Origin of the sequence: Luteimonas sp. FCS-9, from assembly GCF_001014645.1 — a bacterium.
Lineage (GTDB): Bacteria > Pseudomonadota > Gammaproteobacteria > Xanthomonadales > Xanthomonadaceae > Luteimonas.
The window spans coordinates 208,688-227,118 of sequence record NZ_LASZ01000006.1 but is presented as its reverse complement, the minus strand read 5'-3'; the positions used below and the strand labels follow the sequence as shown (position 1 = coordinate 227,118).

Below are 18,431 nucleotides of genomic sequence, written 5' to 3'. Positions count from 1 at the left end.
CGAACACGGCAAGCAGCGCGACGCCCGCCGCCAGTGCGGCCAGCGCCCAGGCCGGCCAGCCCCGCCCCGGCCCTTCGAGCAGCGGCACCAGCAGCAGGCCGAGGCCCGCGCTTGCCAGCGCGACGCCGCCCCAGTCCAGCGCCGGGCGCTGCGGCGCGTGCGACTCGGGCACGAAGCGCGCCATGCCGATCGCGAGCAGGCCGATCGGCACGTTGATCAGGAAGATCGTGCGCCAGCCCAGCCGGCCGATATCGGCGTGCACCAGCCATCCGCCGAGCACCTGGCCGGCGATCGCGGCCAGGCCCAGGGTCATGCCGAGCAGGCCGAACGCGCGGCGCGCGGCGTCGCCCTCGAAGTGCACCCGGATCGAAGCGTAGACCTGCGGGAACAGCAACGCGGCCGCCAGCCCCTGCAGCACCCGCGCGGCGATCAACGACCCGGCGTCCGGCGCGAGGCCGCATAGCGCCGAGGCCAGCGCGAAGCCCGCCATGCCGACCACGAACAGTCGCCGGCGGCCGTGGCGGTCGCCGAGCCGCCCGCCGGCGATCAGCAGCACACCGAAGGCGAGTTCGTAGCCGGCGACGACCAGGCCCAGCTGCGCCAGGCTCGCGCCGAGCGTGGCCTGCATCGACGGGATCGCAACGTTGACGACGAACAGGTCGAAGATCGTCACGAAGCCGGCGAGCAGCAGCACGGCCAGGCCACGCCACGGCGGACGCGCCGGTGCCGCCGCGGGCGCGTCGGCGGCCGGCGGGACGTGAGGTCGGGAAGTGGTCATGGCGACGGTCCAGGAATGGAGGCGGCCGGAGTCTGGACCGCGCTTCATCCCGTTACAATTTGTCGATTCATGCTGTTACACAGAGCAACCGGAGCCCGTCCGATGTCGCGCCTGCATCGCGCCCGTCCCGAACTGTCGAGCTTCCTGCGCGCCTGCCGCGAACGCCTGTCGCCGGCCGACGTCGGCCTGCCGGCCGGCAGCCGCCGGCGCACGCCCGGCCTGCGCCGCGAGGAGGTCGCCGCGCTCGCCGGCGTCGGGCTCAGCTGGTACACGTGGCTCGAGCAGGGCCGCGACATCGGCGTGTCGGCCGCGTTCCTCGACAACTTGGCGCGCGTGCTGCGGCTCGACGCCGCCGAGCGCCGGCACCTCTACCTGCTCGCGCACGCGCGCCCGCCGGCCGAGCCCGGGCGCACGTTCTGCCAGGTACCGCCGCTGGTCGGGCGACTGATGGACGACCTCGCCCCGCACGCGGCGCACGTGCTGAACCTGCGCTGGGACGTGCTCGCGTTCAACGCGCCGGCCGACGCATTGTTCGGCTTCGGCGCGCATCCGCCCGAGCGGCGCAACCTGCTGTGGCTGCTGTTCGTCGACGAGGGCATGCGCGAGCGGCTCGTCGACTGGGAGACGCAGGCCCGCCGCATGCTGTCGAGCTATCGCCGCGACCACGCCCGCGCCGCGCAGGACGCCGACGCGCAGGCGCTGGTCGAATCGCTGCGCCGGGCCTCGCCCGAGTTCGCGGCCTGGTGGGGCCACCACGACGCCGGCGCGCCGTGCAGCGGCGAGCGCCTGCTGCGCGTTGACGGCGTGCCGCTGCCGTTCGAGCACACGATGCTGACGATCGACGAGGAGCGCCACCTGCGCATGGTGGTGCACGCGCGGCGACAGGACACCACGGGCTGACGCGCGCCGCCGTTCCCGTCGTGCGGGAGACCGTGCCGCGGCACGGCCCGCGCCTGCGATCAGGCCAGCGTCGCCGCCGCGACGAAGCGCCAGATACCGAGGCCGGCCATCGCCAGCAGCAGCAGGAAGGTCAGCACGGCGCCGCCGGTGCGGCCGACCGAATAGCCGGCCGATCCGCCCAGGCCCACGGCGTGCAGCACGCGCGCGAGCAGCAGCGCCAGGCCCAGGCTCCACAGCAGCCGGGTGTCGAACGCGGCGAGTTCGAGCAGCGCGAGCATCAGCAGCGCCAGCGGCACGTATTCGCCGAAGTTGGCCTGCACGCGGACCTTGCGGGCCAGGACCGGATCGCCACCGGTGCCGATGCCGACCTTGGCGGCGTTGCGGTGCAGGACCACGCGCAGCGACAGCGCGACGTAGAGGACGACATGCAACGAGGCGATCAGCAGCGAGATGCGAGGAATCATCGTGCGTGCTCCATCAGTGCCTACTCCCCGGGGGCGTGTTCCATCGGCGTGCGCGCCTGCGATGCAGGTCCCGCCGGCTCGACCTTCGCCGCGCCGACCGGGTTGCGCGGGTCGCTGCCGCCGGTCAGCGTGCCGTCGGCACGGTTCCACAGCACGGTCTGCAGATTACCCCAGACGTGGCTCGAACCGCGCCCGCCCGCCGCGCGGTCGCCCGGCAGGTCGACGGTGTGGCCCAGCGCGCGCAGCCGCGCGGCGGTATCGGCGGAGAACGCGTCGGACTCGGCCGAGATCGCGTCGGGCATCCACTGGTGGTGGTAGCGCGGCAGCGCGGCGACGGCCTGCGCGTCGAGCCCCGCGTCGTAGCCGAGCACGCCCAGCAGCACCATCGTGATGATCCGGCTGCCGCCGGGCGTGCCGAGCAAGGCGACGCGGTCGGGCGATTCGAGGAACGTCGGCGTCATCGAGCTCAGCGGCCGCTTGCCGGGCCGGGGTGCGTTGGCGTCGAAGCCCATGACCCCGAACGCGTTGGGCACGCCGGGCTGCAGCGCGAAGTCGTCCATCTCGTTGTTGAGCAGCACACCGGTGCCCGGTGCGACCAGGCCGCTGCCGAACAGCAGGTTCACCGTCTGGGTGACCGCGGCGCGGTTGCCGGCGGCATCGACGATCGAGAAGTGCGTGGTCTCCTCGTCCTCCAGCGGCGTCGGATCGCCCGACAGCAGGTCGCTGGGCGTGGCCTTGTTCGGGTTGATCGTCGCGCGCAGGCCGGCGGCATAGTCGCGGCTGAGCAGCGTGCGCTCGGGGATCTCCACGAAGTCCGGATCGCCCAGATAGAACGTGCGATCCCGGAACGCGCGGCGCATCGACTCGACGACCAGGTGCGTGCGCGCGGCATAGTCGAGCGCGGGCAGGTCGTACGGTTCGAGGATCTGCAGCATCTGCGCCATCGCGATGCCGCCCGACGACGGAGGCGGCGCGGTCACCACGGTCCAGTCGTGGTAGCGGAAGCGGATCGGCGTGCGCTCGACGACGCGGTACCCGGCCAGGTCCTCGGCCGTCCACTGCCCGCCCTCGGCGTTGACGCCGGCGACCAGCTTCTCGCCGGTCGGGCCGCGGTAGAAGCCATCGAAGCCGCGCTCGGCAAGCCGCCGCAGCGTCTGCGCCAGTTCCGGCTGGCGGAAGGTGTCGCCCTCTTTCGGCGCCTGGCCGTTGGCGAGAAACACCGCGCGCGTGCCGGGGTAGCGCTCCATGACCTGGCGCCGCGACTGGTAGCCGCGCGCGAACCGGGCGTAGACCGGGAAGCCGTCCTCGGCGATGCGGATCGCCGGCGCCAGCGACTGCGCCAGCGGCAGCTTGCCGTAGCGCTCGGCGACGTGCACGAACGCGGCCGGCAGGCCGGGGATGCCGGCCGACCACGGGCCGTTCTCGGCGCGGTCGCGGTCGAATTGGCCGTCGGCGCTGCGGTAGCGGTCGGGATGGGCGCTGGCGGGCGCGGTCTCGCGCGCGTCGATGAACACGTCGCGCCCCGAGGCCGCGTCGTGCAGCAGGAAGAAGCCGCCGCCGCCCAGGCCCGAGGAGATCGGCTCGACGACCGACAGCACGGCCGAGGTCGCGATCGCGGCGTCGAACGCGTTGCCGCCCTCGCGCATGACCTGCAGGCCGGCCTCGGTGGCCAGCGCATGGGCCGAGGCGACCGCGTTGCCCGGCGGGGTCGCGGCCGGCTGCGCGGCGACAGGCGCGGGCTGCGGGCGGACCTCGCGCGCGCACGACGGCGCGACGGCCAGCAAAAGGACCGAGAGCAGCAGCGCCGGCAGACCGGCGGCGGGGAAACGACGACGCGTCATGACGACTCCTGCTGCAGGCGCGCCAGCTTGGCGAGCAGCTGCGCCTGGGTTTCGGGAAGGTCGGGATCGGGATCGATGCACTCCACCGGGCACACGACCACGCACTGCGGCTCGTCGAAATGCCCGACGCACTCGGTGCAGCGCGCCGGATCGATCACATAGATCTCCTCGCCCTGCGAGATCGCCTGGTTCGGGCATGCCGGCTCGCAGACGTCGCAGTTGACGCAGAGCGCATTGATCTTCAGGGACATCGGGCCATTGTAGTGAGTGCGGCGTCGCGCGGCGTTCCATCGATGGAACCGCGTCGCCCGGCAGGCGCGGCGCCCTGGCCGAACGGTTCACCTGCCCCGAAACAGCGACGCCGCCGTGCCCGGGGGGGCGGCGGCGGCGCGCTGTGCATCGGGAATGCCGGCCAGAGCCGGCGCCCGGGGCTTACTTGGCGGTGTCGACGAACACGTACTCGACGCCGGCCGGCTCGACGGCGGCCTTGACGCGTGCGTTGTCGGCTTCCTCGCCGATGAACAGCACCCGCACGCCCTTCATCGTGCCGGGCTCGACTTCCGCGAACGAGGCGACGGTCAGGTCGGCGGTGCGGGCCGAGTTCACGCCGGCGTAGATCAGCAGGTTGCCGCGCACGATGCCGCGCGCGACGTCGAGCTTGGCCTTGTCGAGCAGGCGATCGTAGTTGCCGTCGACCGGGGTCGAGAGATCGTCGGCCTCGCCATCGGACGGGGCAGCCGGGTCGGCGGGCGGCGCATCGGCGACGTTCGCGGCCGGCGGCGGCACCAGGTAGACGTACGGCGAGTTGTTGATGCCTTCCATGTGACGGCTGGCGACCTCGTTGAGGTAGGCGTTCCACGCCGCCTTGTCCTCGGTGGTCGGCGCGGCGACCGGTGCGGCCTCGGCCTGCTGCGTTTCTTCCTTGTTGCCACAGGCGACGACCGGCAGGACCAGGCAGGCGATCAGCAGCGCACGGGTGATGGACTTCATGGCATTCCCTCTTCTTTCTCTTGCGTTTGGATGGGCAACGTCAGCGTTGCGAGTGTTTGCGCAGTGCGCGATCGACCGCGGCGGGCACGAAGCCCGACACGTCGCCGCCGAGGCGCGAGATCTCGCGCACCAGCGTGGAGGAGATGAAGCCGTACTGCTCGGCCGGCGTGAGGAACAGCGTCTCGACCTCGGGGATCAGGTGGCGGTTCATGCTGGCGAGCTGGAATTCGTATTCGAAATCCGACACCGCGCGCAGCCCGCGCAGCAGCACCCCGGCCTCGACCTTTGCGACGAAATGCGCCAGCAGCGAGTCGAAACCGATGACCTCGATGTTGTCGTGGTGGGCCAGCGCCTCGCGCGCCAGCGCCACGCGCTCGTCGAGCGACATCGCCGGGCGCTTGGCCGGGCTTTCGGCCACGCCGACGATCAGGCGTTCGAACAGCGGCGCGGCCCGGTCGACCAGATCGACGTGGCCGTTGGTGATCGGGTCGAAGGTGCCCGGATAGACCGCGATGCGTTTGCGACTCGCACTCATGGCTGACGTTCGCTGTCGGGAGGCAGGGGTGCGGCGTGGCGCGGGCGCAAAGTGTAGCAGCGCCGGCGCGGTTCAGCCGTCGCGACGCCAGAGCGCGCAATGGGCCTCGCGGGTCGCCAGTTCGCGGTGCTGGCGCCAGCCGGCGGGCGGCTGCGCCGGGCGCGCGACGGGCGATTCGACGTACAGCCAGGCCTGCGGCGCGAGCGCGATGTCGAGCGCGGCCAGCGCGGGCGTCCACAGGTCGGCGGCGAACGGCGGGTCGACGAAGGCGATGTCGAACCCGCCCGCCGGCAGCGCCGCGAGCACCTGCAGCGCGTCGCCGCGGCGGACTTCGACCGCCTGCCCGCCGGGCAGTCGCGCGGCCACCGCCGACAGCGCCGCGGCCAGCGCCGGCTCGCGCTCGATCAGCAGCGCCGAGCGCGCGCCGCGCGAGACCGCCTCCAGCCCGAGCGCGCCGGTGCCGGCGAACGCGTCGACCACGCGCGCGCCCGGCAGCGCCGGCTGCAGCCAGTTGAACAGCGTCTCGCGGACGCGGTCGCCGGTCGGCCGCAGCCCCGGCGCGTCGGGCACGTCCAGCCGCGTGCCGCGCCAGCGGCCGCCCACGATGCGGACCCTGCCGGAGGCCTGTTTCATCGGCGCCCCGCTGCACGGGGCGTTGAAAATGCGGGTGATACCATGCGCGCCATTCTCCCCCATCCCGACTCCGACGGCCGCATGGTCAGCTGGTTCAAGCGCGACAAACCCCAATCCGAGGGCGGCCGGCGCCGCCTCACCGACGAGGAGATCGCGGCCGCGTTCGCGCCGCCGGCCACGTCGCCGGCCGAAGCGCCGCCTCCCGCCGCGGACGTCGTGCCCGCACCGGTCGCGTCCCCGGTCGCGCCGCTTCCTGCCGCGCCGACGCCGGTTCCCGCGACGCCGCCCACGCCGATCGCGCCTGCGCCGGCCACGCCTGCGCCGGAGCCGCCGATCCGTGCGGCGGAGACGCCGGCACCTGCCCCTGCACCGCCCACCGCGCCCCCGGTCGTCGCCGACATCCACGCCGACGCCGCCGTCGCGCCTGCACCCGCACCGGTCGCATCGCCGCCGCCCCCGCCGCGTCCTGCGACCTACGACCCGGCCGCGGCGCTGGCCGACTACGTGTTCGCCAGCACGATGCCCGCCGCCGCGCCCGGCAGGTCGGGCTGGCGCGAGCGCCTGAGCGGCAGCACCTTCGCGCGCAGCTTCGGCGGCCTGTTCTCGCGCAACCCCAAGCTCGACGACGACCTGCTCGACGAGATCGAGACCGCGCTGCTGACCGCCGACGTCGGCGTGGCGGCGAGCACCGAACTGGTCGAATCGCTGCGCAAGCGCATGAAGGCGCGCGCGTTCACCGACGCCAACGCGCTGCTGCAGGCGCTGCGTGCCGACCTGGTCGCGATGCTCGAGCCCGTCGCCAGGCCGCTGGCGATCGACCCGTCCGCCAAGCCGTTCGTGATCCTCACCGTCGGCGTCAACGGCGTCGGCAAGACCACGACGATCGGCAAGCTCGCCAAGCGCTTCAAGGACGAGGGCCACGGGCTGATGCTCGCCGCCGGCGACACCTTCCGCGCCGCCGCGGTCGCCCAGCTCAAGGCCTGGGGCGAGCGCAACGGCGTCGGCGTGGTCGCGCAGGGCCAGGACGCCGACCCGGCCGCGGTCGCGTTCGACGCGCTGCAGGCCGCGAAGTCGCGCGGCACCGACGTGCTGATCGCCGACACCGCCGGCCGCCTGCACACCCAGCAGGGGCTGATGGCCGAGCTGGGCAAGATCCGCCGCGTGCTGGGCAAGATCGACGCGACCGCGCCGCACGAGGTGCTGATGGTCATCGACGGCACGACCGGCCAGAACGCGCTGTCGCAGTTGCGCCAGTTCAACGCTGCGGTGACGGTCACCGGCCTGGTCGTGACCAAGCTTGACGGCACCGCCAAGGGTGGTGTGCTGTTCGCACTGGCGCGCGAGTTCGGCATCCCGATCCGCTTCGCCGGCATCGGCGAGCGGCCCGAGGACCTGCGCGTGTTCGATGCCCAGGCCTTCGTCGACGCGATGCTGCCGGAGACGCTCGGGGCGTGAGCGCCACCGGGCAGGCGCCGGCCCCGCCGGTGCCGCCGGTGCCGCCGCGCCGGCGACGGCGCTGGCCGACGTGGCTGCTGGCGGCGCTGGTGCTGCTGGCCGCCGGCATCGCCGCGGTCTGGCTGCTGCTGCCGCCCGAGCGCGCCTTGCGCCTGGTGCTCGCGCGTCTGGAACCCGCGCTCGGGTTGTCGATCGCCTTCGAGGGCGACGTCGACTACCGCCTGCGCGGCACGCCGCAACTGGTGGTCCACGACGTGACCGTGCGCGTGCCCGGCACACCGGCGCCGATGCTGCAGGCCCAGCGCGTGCTGCTGGCGCTGCCGTGGAAGACCCTCCGCAGCCGCGGCGCCGACCTGGAGATCGCCCGCGTCGAACTCGATGGCCCACAGCTGCACCTGCCGACGCTGCTGCGCTGGCTCGACGCGCGGCCGCCCGGCGACGGCGCCCTGCCCGCCTTCACCGACGGCCTGCGCATCCGCGACGGCCGGCTCGACGCCGAGGGCTGGCGCATCGAGGCGCTGACGCTCGACGTGCCGTCGCTGCATGCCGATCGCGCGCTCGCCGCGCAGGTCGCTGGCACCGCGATCGCGGACACGCTGCGCGCGCCGTTCCGGCTGCGGCTGCGCGCCGATCGCCCGGTCGCGTTCTCCCGGATCGAGGCGCGCGGCACGCTGTCGGCCGACCTCGGGGACGGCCGGCTCGACACCCGGCTCGCGCTCGACGCCACGCGCACCGACACCGACGCACCCGGCTTGACGCTGGCACCGCTGCGCCTGGCGATAGACACACGCTGGCACGCCGACGCAACCGACCTGCCGTTCGCGCTCGGCCTGCACGGCCGGCTGGCATTCGCCGACGGCCGCCTGGCGCTGGCACCGGTCGGGCTGGCAACGCGCGCCGAAGGGCTCGTCCCGACGCTCGCCGCCGGCGGACGCATCGCGCACGGCGATGCGCTGCAGATCGCGCTCGACGGGCGCATCGCACGGTGGCCGGACGGCTGGCCCGCCCTGCCTGCGCCGTTGTCGCAGGCCGAGGGCCCGCTGCCGTTCGCGCTGCGCTATGCAGGGCCGGCGATGCTGGACGCGCCGCTGTCGCTGCGCATCGCCCATGCCGGCGCGCGCTTCGACGGCAGCGCGCGCCTGCCCGACCTGCTGCGCTGGCTCGACGCGCTCGACACCGGCACACCGCTGCCGCCGTTGCGCGGGCAGTTGCGGGTCGAGCGGGTCGAGGTGTCGGGCGCGACGCTCGAGGGCGTCGAGATCGACTTCGACGACAGCACCGCGCCATGACGCCGGACTACGCCGCCCGCCTGCTGGCCTGGTTCGACGTCCACGGCCGCCACGACCTGCCCTGGCAGCATCCACGCACGCCGTACCGCGTATGGCTGTCGGAGATCATGCTGCAGCAGACCCAGGTGCGGGTGGTGATCCCGTACTTCGAGCGCTTCGTCGCCGCGCTGCCCGACGTGCGCGCGCTGGCCGCCGCGCCGCGCGACGACGTGCTCGCGCTGTGGTCGGGCCTGGGCTACTACGCCCGCGCACGCAACCTGCAGGCCGCCGCCCAGGCCTGCGTCGAGCGGCACGATGGCGCGTTGCCGCGCGACTTCGATGCGCTGCTCGCGCTGCCGGGCATCGGCCGCAGCACCGCGGCCGCGATCCTGTCGCAGGCCTGGGGCGACCGCTTCGCGATCCTCGACGGCAACGTCAAGCGCGTGCTCGCGCGCCACCATGGCGTCGCCGGCTGGCCGGGCCTGCCGAAGGTCGAGAAGGCGCTGTGGGCGATCGCCGACACGCTGCTGCCCGACGCGCGCATGGCCGACTACACGCAGGCGCAGATGGATTTCGGCGCCACGCTGTGCACGCGCCACGCGCCGGCCTGCCTGCTGTGCCCGGTCAACGCGGACTGCGTGGCGTTCGCGCAGGGTCGGGTCGAGGAACTGCCCACCCCCAAGCCGACCAAGGCACTGCCCGAGCGCGAAGCGACCGTGCTGCTGCTCGAGGACCGGGCGGGGCGCGTGCTGCTGCAGCGGCGCCCGGCCACCGGCGTGTGGGCCGCGCTGTGGTCGTTGCCGCAGGGCGAGGACGCCGACGCCGCGCTCGCATGGCTGGACGCCCACGCGCCGGGCCTGGTGGCAGCGGACGACCGCGACGCACCGCGCCGCCTGCCGACCGTGCATCATGGCTTCACCCACTATCGCCTGCAGCTGCATCCGCTGCACTGGCCCGGCCTCGCCCCGCGCCGCGGCGTGCGCGACAATGACGACCTGCGCTGGGTGGCCCGCGACGAACTCGCGGCGCTCGGCATTCCCGCACCGATCCGCACGCTGCTGCTCTCGCCGCGCGTCGCGCTGGAGGACTGACATGAGCCGACGCGTCCACTGCGTCCACGACCAGACCGAGACCGACGGCCTGGATTTCATCCCCTGGCCGGGCGAGCTCGGCAAGCAGGTCTTTTCCAGCATCGGCAAGCCGGCCTGGGCGCGCTGGCTGGCGCACCAGACCATGCTGATCAACGAGAACCGGCTCTCGCCGCTCGACCCCAAGCACCGCGCGTTCCTCGAAGGCGAGATGCGCAAGTACCTGTTCGAGCGGCAGACCGACCGCCCGATGGGCTACGTGCCCGAATCGGAAGGCTGAGCCGCCGCCGGCGGCGCGTCCGAAGGCCGGTCGAGCGACGGCTCGCCCTCACGGTTCTGTTTCTCGGCCGCGCGCACCGCCTTGACGTCGAGCGGACGGATCTGCCGGATGTGGCACGGCAGGCTGATCGTGCCGCGGTCGCGGACCAGCACCTTGTCGAAACGCGCGTCGACCCGGCTCATCGTGCTCGTCAGCCCGATCGCCGGCGTGAACGCGAGGTTCTGGCACGGCCCCGACAGGTCCAGCAGCCAGGCCTCGCTCGGCCGCGTCCAGACCGCGAGCGCGCTGTCGCCCAGCGGCGTCCAGCCGTTGATCTGGCCGAAGTAGCGGAAATGGTCGGCCGGCGCGCCAGCGTGCGCATCGTAGAGCGCATATTTCTCGGTATCGCGCGGCCCGGGGCTGGCGCAGGCGGCGAGCGTCAGCGCAGCCAGTGCGGCGGCGAGCGTGGCGGGATGGCGGCGCATGCGGACCTCCTTCGATCACGTGCGAGGGCGTCGGACGCCCGATCATGCGCCCGCCCGCGCGGCGATCCGCGCAGGCCCCGGCCGGCGTTCAGCGCGTGGCCGGCTGGCCGTCGGCCTTGTCGCCGGCGACCGGCGCATCGTCGCCCGGATGCCGGCGCACGATCCAGTTGAACAGCGGCGTGGCCATCAGCGTGGTCACGATCGCCATCAGCACCAGGATCGAGAACAGGCCCGGCTCGATCACGCCGGCCTGCAGGCCGATGTTGATGAGGATCAGCTCCATCAGCCCGCGCGCGTTCATCAGCGCACCGATCGCCTGCGCGTCGCGCGGCCGCTCGCCCGCGACCCGCGCCGCCGCCCAGCACGCCAGGCCCTTGCCGGCGAACGAGGCCAGCAGGATCGCCCCGGCCGCCAGCGCCAGTTGCGGCGACAGCACCATGCCCAGGTCGGTCTTGAGCCCGGAGAACGTGAAGAACATCGGCAGGAAGAACACCACCACGAACGGCTGCAGCAGTGCGCGCAACTTGTCGACCAGCGCGCCCTTGGGCATGCACGCGCCGAGCAGGAAGCCGCCGAACACCGCGTGGATGCCGATCGCGTCCATCATCCACGCGCTCAGGCAGAACAGCCCCAGCACGGTCGCCAGCGTCGTCGCGCCCAGCGGCGCGTCCGGCCTGGCGTGGTCGGCCAGGCGACGCAGCAGCCGCCGCCCGACCAGCAGCATGAAGACCGCGAACGCGATGCCGCCGCCGATCGCCAGCCATGCGCTGTCCCAGCTGCCGCCGAAGCTCGCGAGCACGACCGCCAGGATGCACCAGGCCGCGGCATCGTCGATCGCACCGGCGGTCAGCGCCAGCGTGCCCAGCGCGCTGCCGGCGAGTCCGCGCTCGTGGATGATCCGCGCCAGCATCGGGAACGCGGTGATCGCGATCGCCGCCCCCAGGAACAACGACGCGTCCGACAGCCGCACGTCCTCCGCGAACAGGTTCGGCACGCCGAGCAGCCACGGCGCCAGTGCGAACGCCAGCGCGAACGGCACCGCGATGCCCGCCACCGACACCAGCGCCGCGCCGCGCAGCCGCGCGCGGAAATGGTCGCTGCGGAACTCGGTGCCGACCAGGAACATGTACAGCCCGACGCCGAACTGCGCGAACACGTACAGCGTGTCGAGCGTGCGCACCGGAAACAGCGCCGCCTGCAGATCGGGCAGCAGCCAGCCCAGCAGCGACGGCCCGAGCGTGACGCCGGCGATCATCTCGCCGACGACCTGCGGCTGCCCCATCCGTTGCGCGAGCCGCCCGACCAGCCGGCACACGAGCAGGATCACCGCGGCCTGCAGGAAGAAGTACACGGACAGCTGGGCGGTGGGCATCGATGTCTCCGCAACGCCGGCGCGGCGCGCGCCGATGATAGCGTCGCGCGGAGACGTGTACGCGCCGCCCGTCCGCGTGCGACCCTGCGCGCATGCGGATCGCGATACTCGACGATTACCAGGATGCCGTGCGCGGGCTCGACTGCTTCGCCCTGCTCGACGGCCACGAGGTCACCGTGCTCACCCGGCCGATGACGGAGGACGCGCTGGTGCAGGCGCTGGCGGGCCACGACGCGATCGTGCCCATCCGCGAGCGCACCGCGATCACCGCCCGCCTGCTGGCGCGCCTGCCGGACCTGATGGTCATCTCGCAGACCGGCAAGGCCGGCCGCAGCCTGGATCGGGCCGCCGCACGTGCGCGGAACATCGCCGTGCTCGAAGGCGAAGGCGACCCCACCGCCCCGGCCGAGCTGACCTGGGCGCTGGTGATGGCGGCCTACCGCCGCATCCCGCAGTACGCCGCCCGGCTACAGGCGGGCGCGTGGCAGTCCGCGGCCGCCACATCGGCGCACGACGGCATCGGCCGCGCACTCAACGGCGACGTGCTCGGGATCTGGGGCTACGGCAGGATCGGGCGTCTCGTCGCCGGCTACGGCAAGGCCTTCGGCATGCGCGTGGTCGTCTGGGGAAGCCCGGCCAGTCGCCTGCGCGCCGTCGAGGACGGCCATGCGGCGGCGCCGTCGAAGGCGGCATTCTTCGCGCAGGCCGACGTGCTCTCGCTGCACCTGCGGCTCGAGGACGCGACGCGCGGCATCGTCACCGCCGCCGATCTTGCCCGCATGAAACCCTCCGCGTTGCTGGTCAACACCAGCAGGGCCGGACTGATCGAGGACGGCGCAGTCGAAGCGGCACTGCGCGACGGCCCGCCCGGCACGTTCGCGCTCGACGTCTTCGACCAGGAACCGTTGCCGGCGAGTTCGCCCCTGCTGCGCGCGCCGAATGTGATCGCGACCCCACACCTGGGCTACGTCGAGCAGAAGAGCTACGAACTGTACTTCACGTCCGCGTTCCGCAACCTCGTGGACTTCTTCGCCGCGGCGCCGCCGGACGCTTGAGCGTCCGATGCGTGGTGCCGGATCCTCCCCGGCCGCCGGCTGGATGGCCGCCCACGAAGAAGGCCCGCATTTCTGCAGGGCCCTGCCGCCTCAGGCATCGCGCCATGCCTCTTCGTAGTCCTGGCCACCGTAGAACACACCGAGGATCGACACCACTTCCCGCTCGGAATCCACGAGGAACGCGATCACGGCGGCGCCGCGATAATTGGTGACCCGAAGACCCGGAAACAGATCGTCTCGCCTCGTGCCCCGCTCCGGGAACGTCACCAGGCTTTCGCAGTAGGCCACGATGGCATCGACATAACGGATCGCCGAAACAGGCGCGCCGGCATCGATGATGTATCCCTCGATCGCGGCAAGTTGGGCGACCGCCTCGGGGGCGAACTCGACCCGATAGCTCACGCGCGGCGCCGACGCTTCTCTGCCAGTTGCTCGCGGGCCTGACCTGCGGACATGGCTCGCCCCGGGTCGGCCTTCAAAGCCTGGGCCGCCGGCACCACCTGCTCGCGCAGCCAAGCCTCCATCGCCCGATCACGGGCCAGCAACGTACGTAGCCCATCCCGGATGACCTCGCTTTCCGTCGCATACTCACCCGCCGCAACCTTGGCCTTGACCAAGTCGGCCATTTCATTGGGGAGAGTGATGCTGAACTGCTGGGTTGAGCGCATGGCGACACCAATGTCTCGAGTAGGATTAAATCCTACTCTTCGCATTTCGGCTTCACAACTGAACGCCGATTCCGCGACGCGGGCCGGTATCACATAAGGCCAAGCCCCCGCAGCGCGCGCCAAGAGTTGATGCCTTCCCGCCGCCTCGACCTGCAAGGTAGGTCAGCGTTGGCTGCTGATCGAGAGCGGCCGTAGCGCAGGCGCGGCCAGTTCGAATGCATCGCGCATGTCAGCCACCCTAGCGAACGGGGAGCCGCTTCCGGCCTCGAGCGTGCCTTCGGCTTTTTTTACTTCCGACAGCATGGTTCGCCTGTCGACGCGAAGGCGCGTTCGACGAGCTTGTTCTGACTTTGTCGTTGGCGGTATTCGGACTGACCCGACCCCAGTCGGCATGGGAATAACTACCGATCTGGCTGTCGCGGTATCGCACAAAATCGCTGGAAGCTGAACAGAAGTCGCAAGCCTTGAGACTACCGTTCGCCAGCATCGTGTCCCCGGCAGTCGCCAATTCTGCACTATGGCGCGTCTTTAGTGATAGATTCGGCCCGATTGCGGCCCGGGCAATCCACTCCCCAACCAGTTACGTTCGAAGTCGGACAAGAGGTCTTTATGCCGCCTGCTACCACAGGCCATTCTTCTAGAAGCGTTGCGCAGTACATAGTTAGTCACTGCGCAGCGAATGGGAAGCTACTGACTCCCATGCAGGTGCTCAAGCTCGTTTACATAGCGCACGGCTGGATGCTGGGACTTGCCGGCAAGCCGCTGATTGCCGATGAGATCGAGGCGTGGAAGTACGGACCTGTCATCCCTGAGCTGTACCACGCTCTAAAGAGCTACCGAAGCGACACAGTCACGCAGGTGCCTGGCGCTGAAAATGCTGTGTTCGATGCTGACGAGCAAAGCATCATGGATCAAGTCTGCCGCATATATGGTGACCAAGATGGCATACAGCTATCGCAGCTAACCCATCAAAATGGGTCGCCATGGGCGCAGACATGGAATAGTCGTATTCGCGGAAATGTCATTTCAAATGATGTTATTCGCGCCCACTACGCGGCACTTGGGCAATCCCAGCGTTAGATACTTTTGCGCTTCAGAGTGCAAGGATGACCGCAGAACAACAAGACGATCAGCAACCACAAGCACCGCCCGCTCGGACGACGCTTGTTGTGCCTGCGCTTGAAGTAGGCGACATACCTGACGGTGATGATCGCAAGGCTCGCCGTGAGGCGAGCGCGATAGCTAATGAAAGCCTTGAAGTCGAGGCAAAGGCTCGTGTTCGCCGAGTTCAGCGTCGCGAAGCGATCCGAGACATTGTGCACTGGCTAAAGATCGCATTCATTCTTATCTTCGCTTTGGGCATCTTGGCATCGCTTGCCATTGTTGGCCTGCACATTATGACGCCGGTAAGTTTTTTGACTCCTGAGCAGCTAGGCACCCTTAAAACCGTTCTAACCAGTTCGCTCGTTACCGGAGCTGCGGGAGCTCTCTTTAAGAGCGTGCAGCGAGACTTGGACGAATAGGATGGCCGGCGATCTCCAGATCACTGCGAAGCACGTCTAGCTGGATTACCCAGAGAGGACGACAGCGCTTAGATATTGCAGACTGGCGCAGACTACTTTGGTGCGCAACGCGCGGCAGTCGGCGGCCAGCGCGCCGATATGTAGGAATAGTCCAATCGGTTTCAGCCTGCGCGGCGCTGTCGCACAGGCCGCGGCAGTGCCGCGCGTTCGCCACCTATGCCACGACACGGGCAGCATCTGCACGCTGTGGTCGCGGCCTACGCAGGCCCGGTGTAGCGACGACGGAGCGACGGGTGTCGATGGTGTGCATGCCTGGAGTGTGCCGCACGCGCACCGTGCAAGGACAAGCAGCATCGGGGCCGGCCGAGTGGTGCTACAGCGCCGAATCGGCAAAGCGCCGGTCCCGAAAGCAAACGCCCCATAGAGCTAAAAAGCTTACAGGCCGCGGAGCTTGCAGCATGTTCGCAATGGTGGCCGGGGAGGGAATCGAACCCCCGACACGGGGATTTTCAATCCCCTGCTCTACCAACTGAGCTACCCGGCCACTGCGGGACGCGCATGATACGGGGCGCGTCGCGGAACGGCAACCGTTTCGTCGTCGGCCCTGTCCAGCGGGCCTCCGGCCTGGCCCGGGCGGGCACCGGCCGGGCCCGGCGACGCGTTAACATCGTGGGCCGACCCTCGACGGAGACCTGCGATGAAGCCGTGGAAGCTGCTGACGATCCTGCTGGCGACCTGCGTGGTCGCGGCCTGCGCCACCAGTCCGCGCCGCGTCTCCGAGCCGGCGGCCAGCATCCAGCAGCTGAGCGTCGCGGCCGACGGCGGCTGGTCGGTGGACGTGCGCGTGCAGAACTACAGCAGCGTGCCGATGCGCTTCGAGACCATCACGCTCGAGCTGGCGGTCGGCGGCGATGCGGCCGGCACGCTGGTGTCCTCGACACCGATCACGATCGGCCCCGAATCGGCCGATGTGCTCACGCTGACGCTCGCCCCGAGTGCGCAGGCGCGGCTGCAGGTCGCCGACGCGCTGGCCGCGGGCCGGGTGCTGCCCTACCGCATCGACGGCACGCTGCGTGCCGCGCCCGAGGACCGCGGCGCGGCGCGCGACTACAGCGTCCGCCGCGACAGCGCGCTCAGCCCGGTGCCGGGCCTGCCGGGCGTGCTGCGCTGATCCTTCCGCGCACGCGCATGCCGCGTGACCGCCCCTTTCGCCGAGAGCCGACGCCATGAGCAGCTACCACGTCCCGTTGACCGACATCCGCTTCGCCCTGCACGACGTGCTGCAGGTCGACTCCCTGTTCGCCACGCTGGGTTTCGAGGACTCCAATCGCGAGACCGTCGACGCGGTGCTCGACGAGTGCGCACGGCTGTGCGAGGGCGTGCTCGCCCCGCTCAACCGCATCGGCGACGAGCAGGGCGTGCGCTACGACAAGACGACCGGCGCGGTGACCACGCCCGACGGCTTCAAGGACGCCTACGACCAGTTCGCGCAGGGCGGCTGGACCGGCATCAGCGCGCCGGCGGAGTTCGGCGGCATGAACCTGCCGCACGCGATCGGCATTTGCCTGGAGGAGATGATCGACGCGGCCAACCTGGCCTGGAGCAACTTCCCGCTGCTCTCGCACGGCGCGGTCAACGCGCTGCACCACCACGGCGAGGACTGGCAGAAGGAGGTCTTCCTCAAACCGCTGATCGCCGGCACCTGGACCGGCACGATGTGCCTGACCGAGCCGCACTGCGGCACCGACCTGGGCCTGCTCAAGACGCGCGCCGAGCCCATGGCCGACGGCGCCTACGCGATCACCGGCACCAAGATCTTCATCACCGCCGGCGAGCACGACCTGACCGAGAACATCGTCCACCTGGTGCTGGCCCGCCTGCCCGACGCGCCGGCCGGCAGCAAGGGCATCTCGCTGTTCGTCGTGCCCAAGGTCAAGGTCGGTCGCGACGGCGCGCTCGGCGAGCGCAACGCGGTGCGCTGCGGCGCGGTCGAACACAAGATGGGCATCCATGGCTCGGCGACTTGCGTGATGAACTTCGACGGTGCGCAGGGGTGGCTCGTGGGCCAGCCGCACAAGGGCCTGCTGGCGATGTTCACCATGATGAACACCGCGCGCCTGGGCGTCGGCGTGCAGGGCCTGGGGCTGGCGACGCGCGCCTACGAGAACGCGCTGCGCTACGCGCGCGAGCGCCTGCAGTCGCGTGCACTCTCGGGCCCGAAGCTCCCCGGCAAGCCGGCCGACCCGATCCTGGTGCAGCCCGACGTACGCCGCATGCTGCTGACCTGCAAGGCGCTGACCGAGGGCGGGCGGCTGCTGGCCTACCACGCCGGTTCGCTGGTCGACGCCGCGCACCACGCCGGCGACGAGACCGCGCGGCGCCAGGCCGACGACCTGCTCGGCTTCCTGACCCCGATCGTCAAGGCCTGCCTCACCGAATGGGGCAACGAGTGCACCTACCACGCGCTGCAGTGCTTCGGCGGCCACGGCTACATCGCCGAGCACGGCATGGAGCAACTGGCACGCGACGCACGTATCACCACGCTCTACGAGGGCACGACCGGCATCCAGGCGCTGGACCTGGTGGGCCGCAAGGTGCTGCAGCTGCAGGGCGCGGGGCTGCGCGTGTTCCTGGGGATGATCGAGGCATTCTGCAGCGAACACGGGGGCAACGCGCAACTGGCCGAGTTCGTCGGCCCGCTGCGCGAGCAGGCCACGCGGTGGCAGGCGCTCACGCGCACGATCGCCGAGCGCGCGGCGGCCGATCCCGAGGAGATCGGCGCGGCCGCGCACGACTACCTGTTCTTCTCGGGCTACGTCGCGCTGGCGTACTGGTGGGCGCGCAGCGTGGCCGTCGCCGATGCCTCGTCTCGGCCGGAGACGTTCAAGGCCGGCAAGCGCGAGACCGCGCGGTTCTACTTCACCCGCCTGCTGCCGCGCACGCTGGCGCACGCCGCCGCGATCGAGAGCGGCCCGGCGCCGCTGCTGTCGCTGGCCGACGAAGCGTTCGACAGCTGACGCCACACGGGCACCGGCGGGACCTGCCCGCCGGAGCCATCGAGCCGCGCCGTTCCACGCCCGCGACGGGCGCGGCCATCTTGCACAAACCGTCATCGTT

General features: G+C 71.1%; 21 protein-coding genes and 1 tRNA gene. 10 read left to right on the top strand and 12 right to left on the bottom strand.

Translation table 11 applies throughout. From position 1 onward, the window contains the following. On the bottom strand, positions 1-778 hold a 778-nt coding region (locus WQ56_RS07900), incomplete at its 3' end, for an MFS transporter (RefSeq protein WP_047136527.1). A gap of 102 nt (positions 779-880) precedes the next feature. Here WQ56_RS07900 and WQ56_RS07895 point away from each other — a divergent pair. Next, positions 881-1,678 (top strand): helix-turn-helix transcriptional regulator, encoded by a 798-nt coding sequence (locus WQ56_RS07895; protein ID WP_047136526.1) that lies wholly within the window; start codon positions 881-883, stop codon positions 1,676-1,678. Positions 1,679-1,737: 59 nt separating this feature from the next. Here the strand turns inward: WQ56_RS07895 and WQ56_RS07890 are convergent, their stop codons facing one another. The 6 genes from WQ56_RS07890 to rsmD all read right to left on the bottom strand — a co-directional run bounded on the left by WQ56_RS07890 (position 1,738) and on the right by rsmD (position 6,141). Continuing rightward, positions 1,738-2,142 carry an MAPEG family protein gene (locus WQ56_RS07890; protein WP_047136525.1) on the bottom strand — a complete coding sequence of 135 codons (405 nt, stop codon included), beginning with the start codon at positions 2,140-2,142 and terminating at the stop codon, positions 1,738-1,740. A 20-nt stretch (positions 2,143-2,162) separates the two neighbouring features. Next, positions 2,163-3,983, bottom strand: a complete 1,821-nt coding sequence (gene ggt, locus WQ56_RS07885; protein ID WP_047136524.1) for a gamma-glutamyltransferase — start codon at positions 3,981-3,983, stop codon at positions 2,163-2,165. Next, complete coding sequence (locus WQ56_RS07880; protein WP_047136523.1) at positions 3,980-4,234, bottom strand: YfhL family 4Fe-4S dicluster ferredoxin; 255 nt, start codon at positions 4,232-4,234, stop codon at positions 3,980-3,982. Before WQ56_RS07880 ends, ggt begins: the two co-directional genes overlap by 4 nt. Before the next feature lie 181 nt (positions 4,235-4,415). Next, positions 4,416-4,973, bottom strand: a complete 558-nt coding sequence (locus WQ56_RS07875) for a hypothetical protein (protein ID WP_047136522.1) — start codon at positions 4,971-4,973, stop codon at positions 4,416-4,418. Positions 4,974-5,013: 40 nt separating this feature from the next. Next, positions 5,014-5,508, bottom strand: coding sequence for a pantetheine-phosphate adenylyltransferase (gene coaD, locus WQ56_RS07870; RefSeq protein WP_047136521.1), 495 nt, complete (start codon positions 5,506-5,508; stop codon positions 5,014-5,016). Between the two features lie 72 nt (positions 5,509-5,580). Continuing rightward, the gene (rsmD, locus tag WQ56_RS07865; RefSeq protein ID WP_082132263.1) at positions 5,581-6,141 is read right to left on the bottom strand and encodes a 16S rRNA (guanine(966)-N(2))-methyltransferase RsmD; all 561 of its coding nucleotides are present in this window, start codon (positions 6,139-6,141) and stop codon (positions 5,581-5,583) included. A gap of 81 nt (positions 6,142-6,222) precedes the next feature. Between rsmD and ftsY the strand changes: the two genes are divergently transcribed. Genes ftsY through WQ56_RS07845 form a run of 4 tightly spaced genes read left to right on the top strand, consistent with a single transcriptional unit; the run spans position 6,223 to position 10,232 of the window. After that, positions 6,223-7,596 (top strand): signal recognition particle-docking protein FtsY, encoded by a 1,374-nt coding sequence (ftsY, locus tag WQ56_RS07860; protein ID WP_047136519.1) that lies wholly within the window; start codon positions 6,223-6,225, stop codon positions 7,594-7,596. Next, a complete protein-coding gene (locus WQ56_RS07855; RefSeq protein WP_047136518.1) occupies positions 7,593-8,885 on the top strand; it encodes an AsmA family protein in 1,293 nt (430 codons plus the stop codon). Before ftsY ends, WQ56_RS07855 begins: the two co-directional genes overlap by 4 nt. Further along, entirely contained in the window at positions 8,882-9,955 is a 1,074-nt protein-coding gene (gene mutY / locus WQ56_RS07850; protein ID WP_047136517.1) for an A/G-specific adenine glycosylase, read from the top strand. Before WQ56_RS07855 ends, mutY begins: the two co-directional genes overlap by 4 nt. 1 nt (position 9,956) lies before the next feature. After that, positions 9,957-10,232, top strand: coding sequence for an oxidative damage protection protein (locus WQ56_RS07845; RefSeq protein ID WP_047136516.1), 276 nt, complete (start codon positions 9,957-9,959; stop codon positions 10,230-10,232). Here WQ56_RS07845 and WQ56_RS07840 read toward each other — a convergent pair. After that, positions 10,208-10,696, bottom strand: coding sequence for a DUF6491 family protein (locus tag WQ56_RS07840; RefSeq protein WP_047136515.1), 489 nt, complete (start codon positions 10,694-10,696; stop codon positions 10,208-10,210). The two genes, WQ56_RS07845 and WQ56_RS07840, sit on opposite strands and share 25 nt — an antisense overlap. Before the next feature lie 88 nt (positions 10,697-10,784). Then, positions 10,785-12,068, bottom strand: a complete 1,284-nt coding sequence (locus WQ56_RS07835; RefSeq protein WP_047136514.1) for a cation:proton antiporter — start codon at positions 12,066-12,068, stop codon at positions 10,785-10,787. Positions 12,069-12,160: 92 nt separating this feature from the next. On the opposite strand from WQ56_RS07835, the gene WQ56_RS07830 reads away from it, so the two are divergent. Next, positions 12,161-13,123 carry a D-2-hydroxyacid dehydrogenase family protein gene (locus WQ56_RS07830; protein WP_047136513.1) on the top strand — a complete coding sequence of 321 codons (963 nt, stop codon included), beginning with the start codon at positions 12,161-12,163 and terminating at the stop codon, positions 13,121-13,123. 90 nt (positions 13,124-13,213) lie between these two features. Here the strand turns inward: WQ56_RS07830 and WQ56_RS07825 are convergent, their stop codons facing one another. Together WQ56_RS07825 and WQ56_RS07820 are read right to left on the bottom strand one after the other, a co-directional pair. After that, positions 13,214-13,525 carry a type II toxin-antitoxin system RelE/ParE family toxin gene (locus WQ56_RS07825; protein WP_047136512.1) on the bottom strand — a complete coding sequence of 104 codons (312 nt, stop codon included), beginning with the start codon at positions 13,523-13,525 and terminating at the stop codon, positions 13,214-13,216. Further along, complete coding sequence (locus WQ56_RS07820) at positions 13,522-13,791, bottom strand: type II toxin-antitoxin system ParD family antitoxin (protein ID WP_047136511.1); 270 nt, start codon at positions 13,789-13,791, stop codon at positions 13,522-13,524. Before WQ56_RS07820 ends, WQ56_RS07825 begins: the two co-directional genes overlap by 4 nt. Before the next feature lie 699 nt (positions 13,792-14,490). On the opposite strand from WQ56_RS07820, the gene WQ56_RS18040 reads away from it, so the two are divergent. Beyond that, complete coding sequence (locus tag WQ56_RS18040) at positions 14,491-14,871, top strand: type II toxin-antitoxin system antitoxin SocA domain-containing protein (RefSeq protein WP_197076451.1); 381 nt, start codon at positions 14,491-14,493, stop codon at positions 14,869-14,871. A gap of 26 nt (positions 14,872-14,897) precedes the next feature. Beyond that, positions 14,898-15,314 (top strand): hypothetical protein, encoded by a 417-nt coding sequence (locus WQ56_RS18600; RefSeq protein WP_156170423.1) that lies wholly within the window; start codon positions 14,898-14,900, stop codon positions 15,312-15,314. Between the two features lie 468 nt (positions 15,315-15,782). Here the strand turns inward: WQ56_RS18600 and WQ56_RS07810 are convergent. Beyond that, positions 15,783-15,858, bottom strand: a tRNA-Phe gene (locus tag WQ56_RS07810). A gap of 153 nt (positions 15,859-16,011) precedes the next feature. Here WQ56_RS07810 and WQ56_RS07805 point away from each other — a divergent pair. Then, positions 16,012-16,485 carry an LEA type 2 family protein gene (locus WQ56_RS07805; protein ID WP_047136509.1) on the top strand — a complete coding sequence of 158 codons (474 nt, stop codon included), beginning with the start codon at positions 16,012-16,014 and terminating at the stop codon, positions 16,483-16,485. A gap of 55 nt (positions 16,486-16,540) precedes the next feature. Next, a complete protein-coding gene (locus tag WQ56_RS07800) occupies positions 16,541-18,331 on the top strand; it encodes an acyl-CoA dehydrogenase C-terminal domain-containing protein (protein WP_047136508.1) in 1,791 nt (596 codons plus the stop codon). Positions 18,332-18,431: the final 100 nt, after the last annotated feature.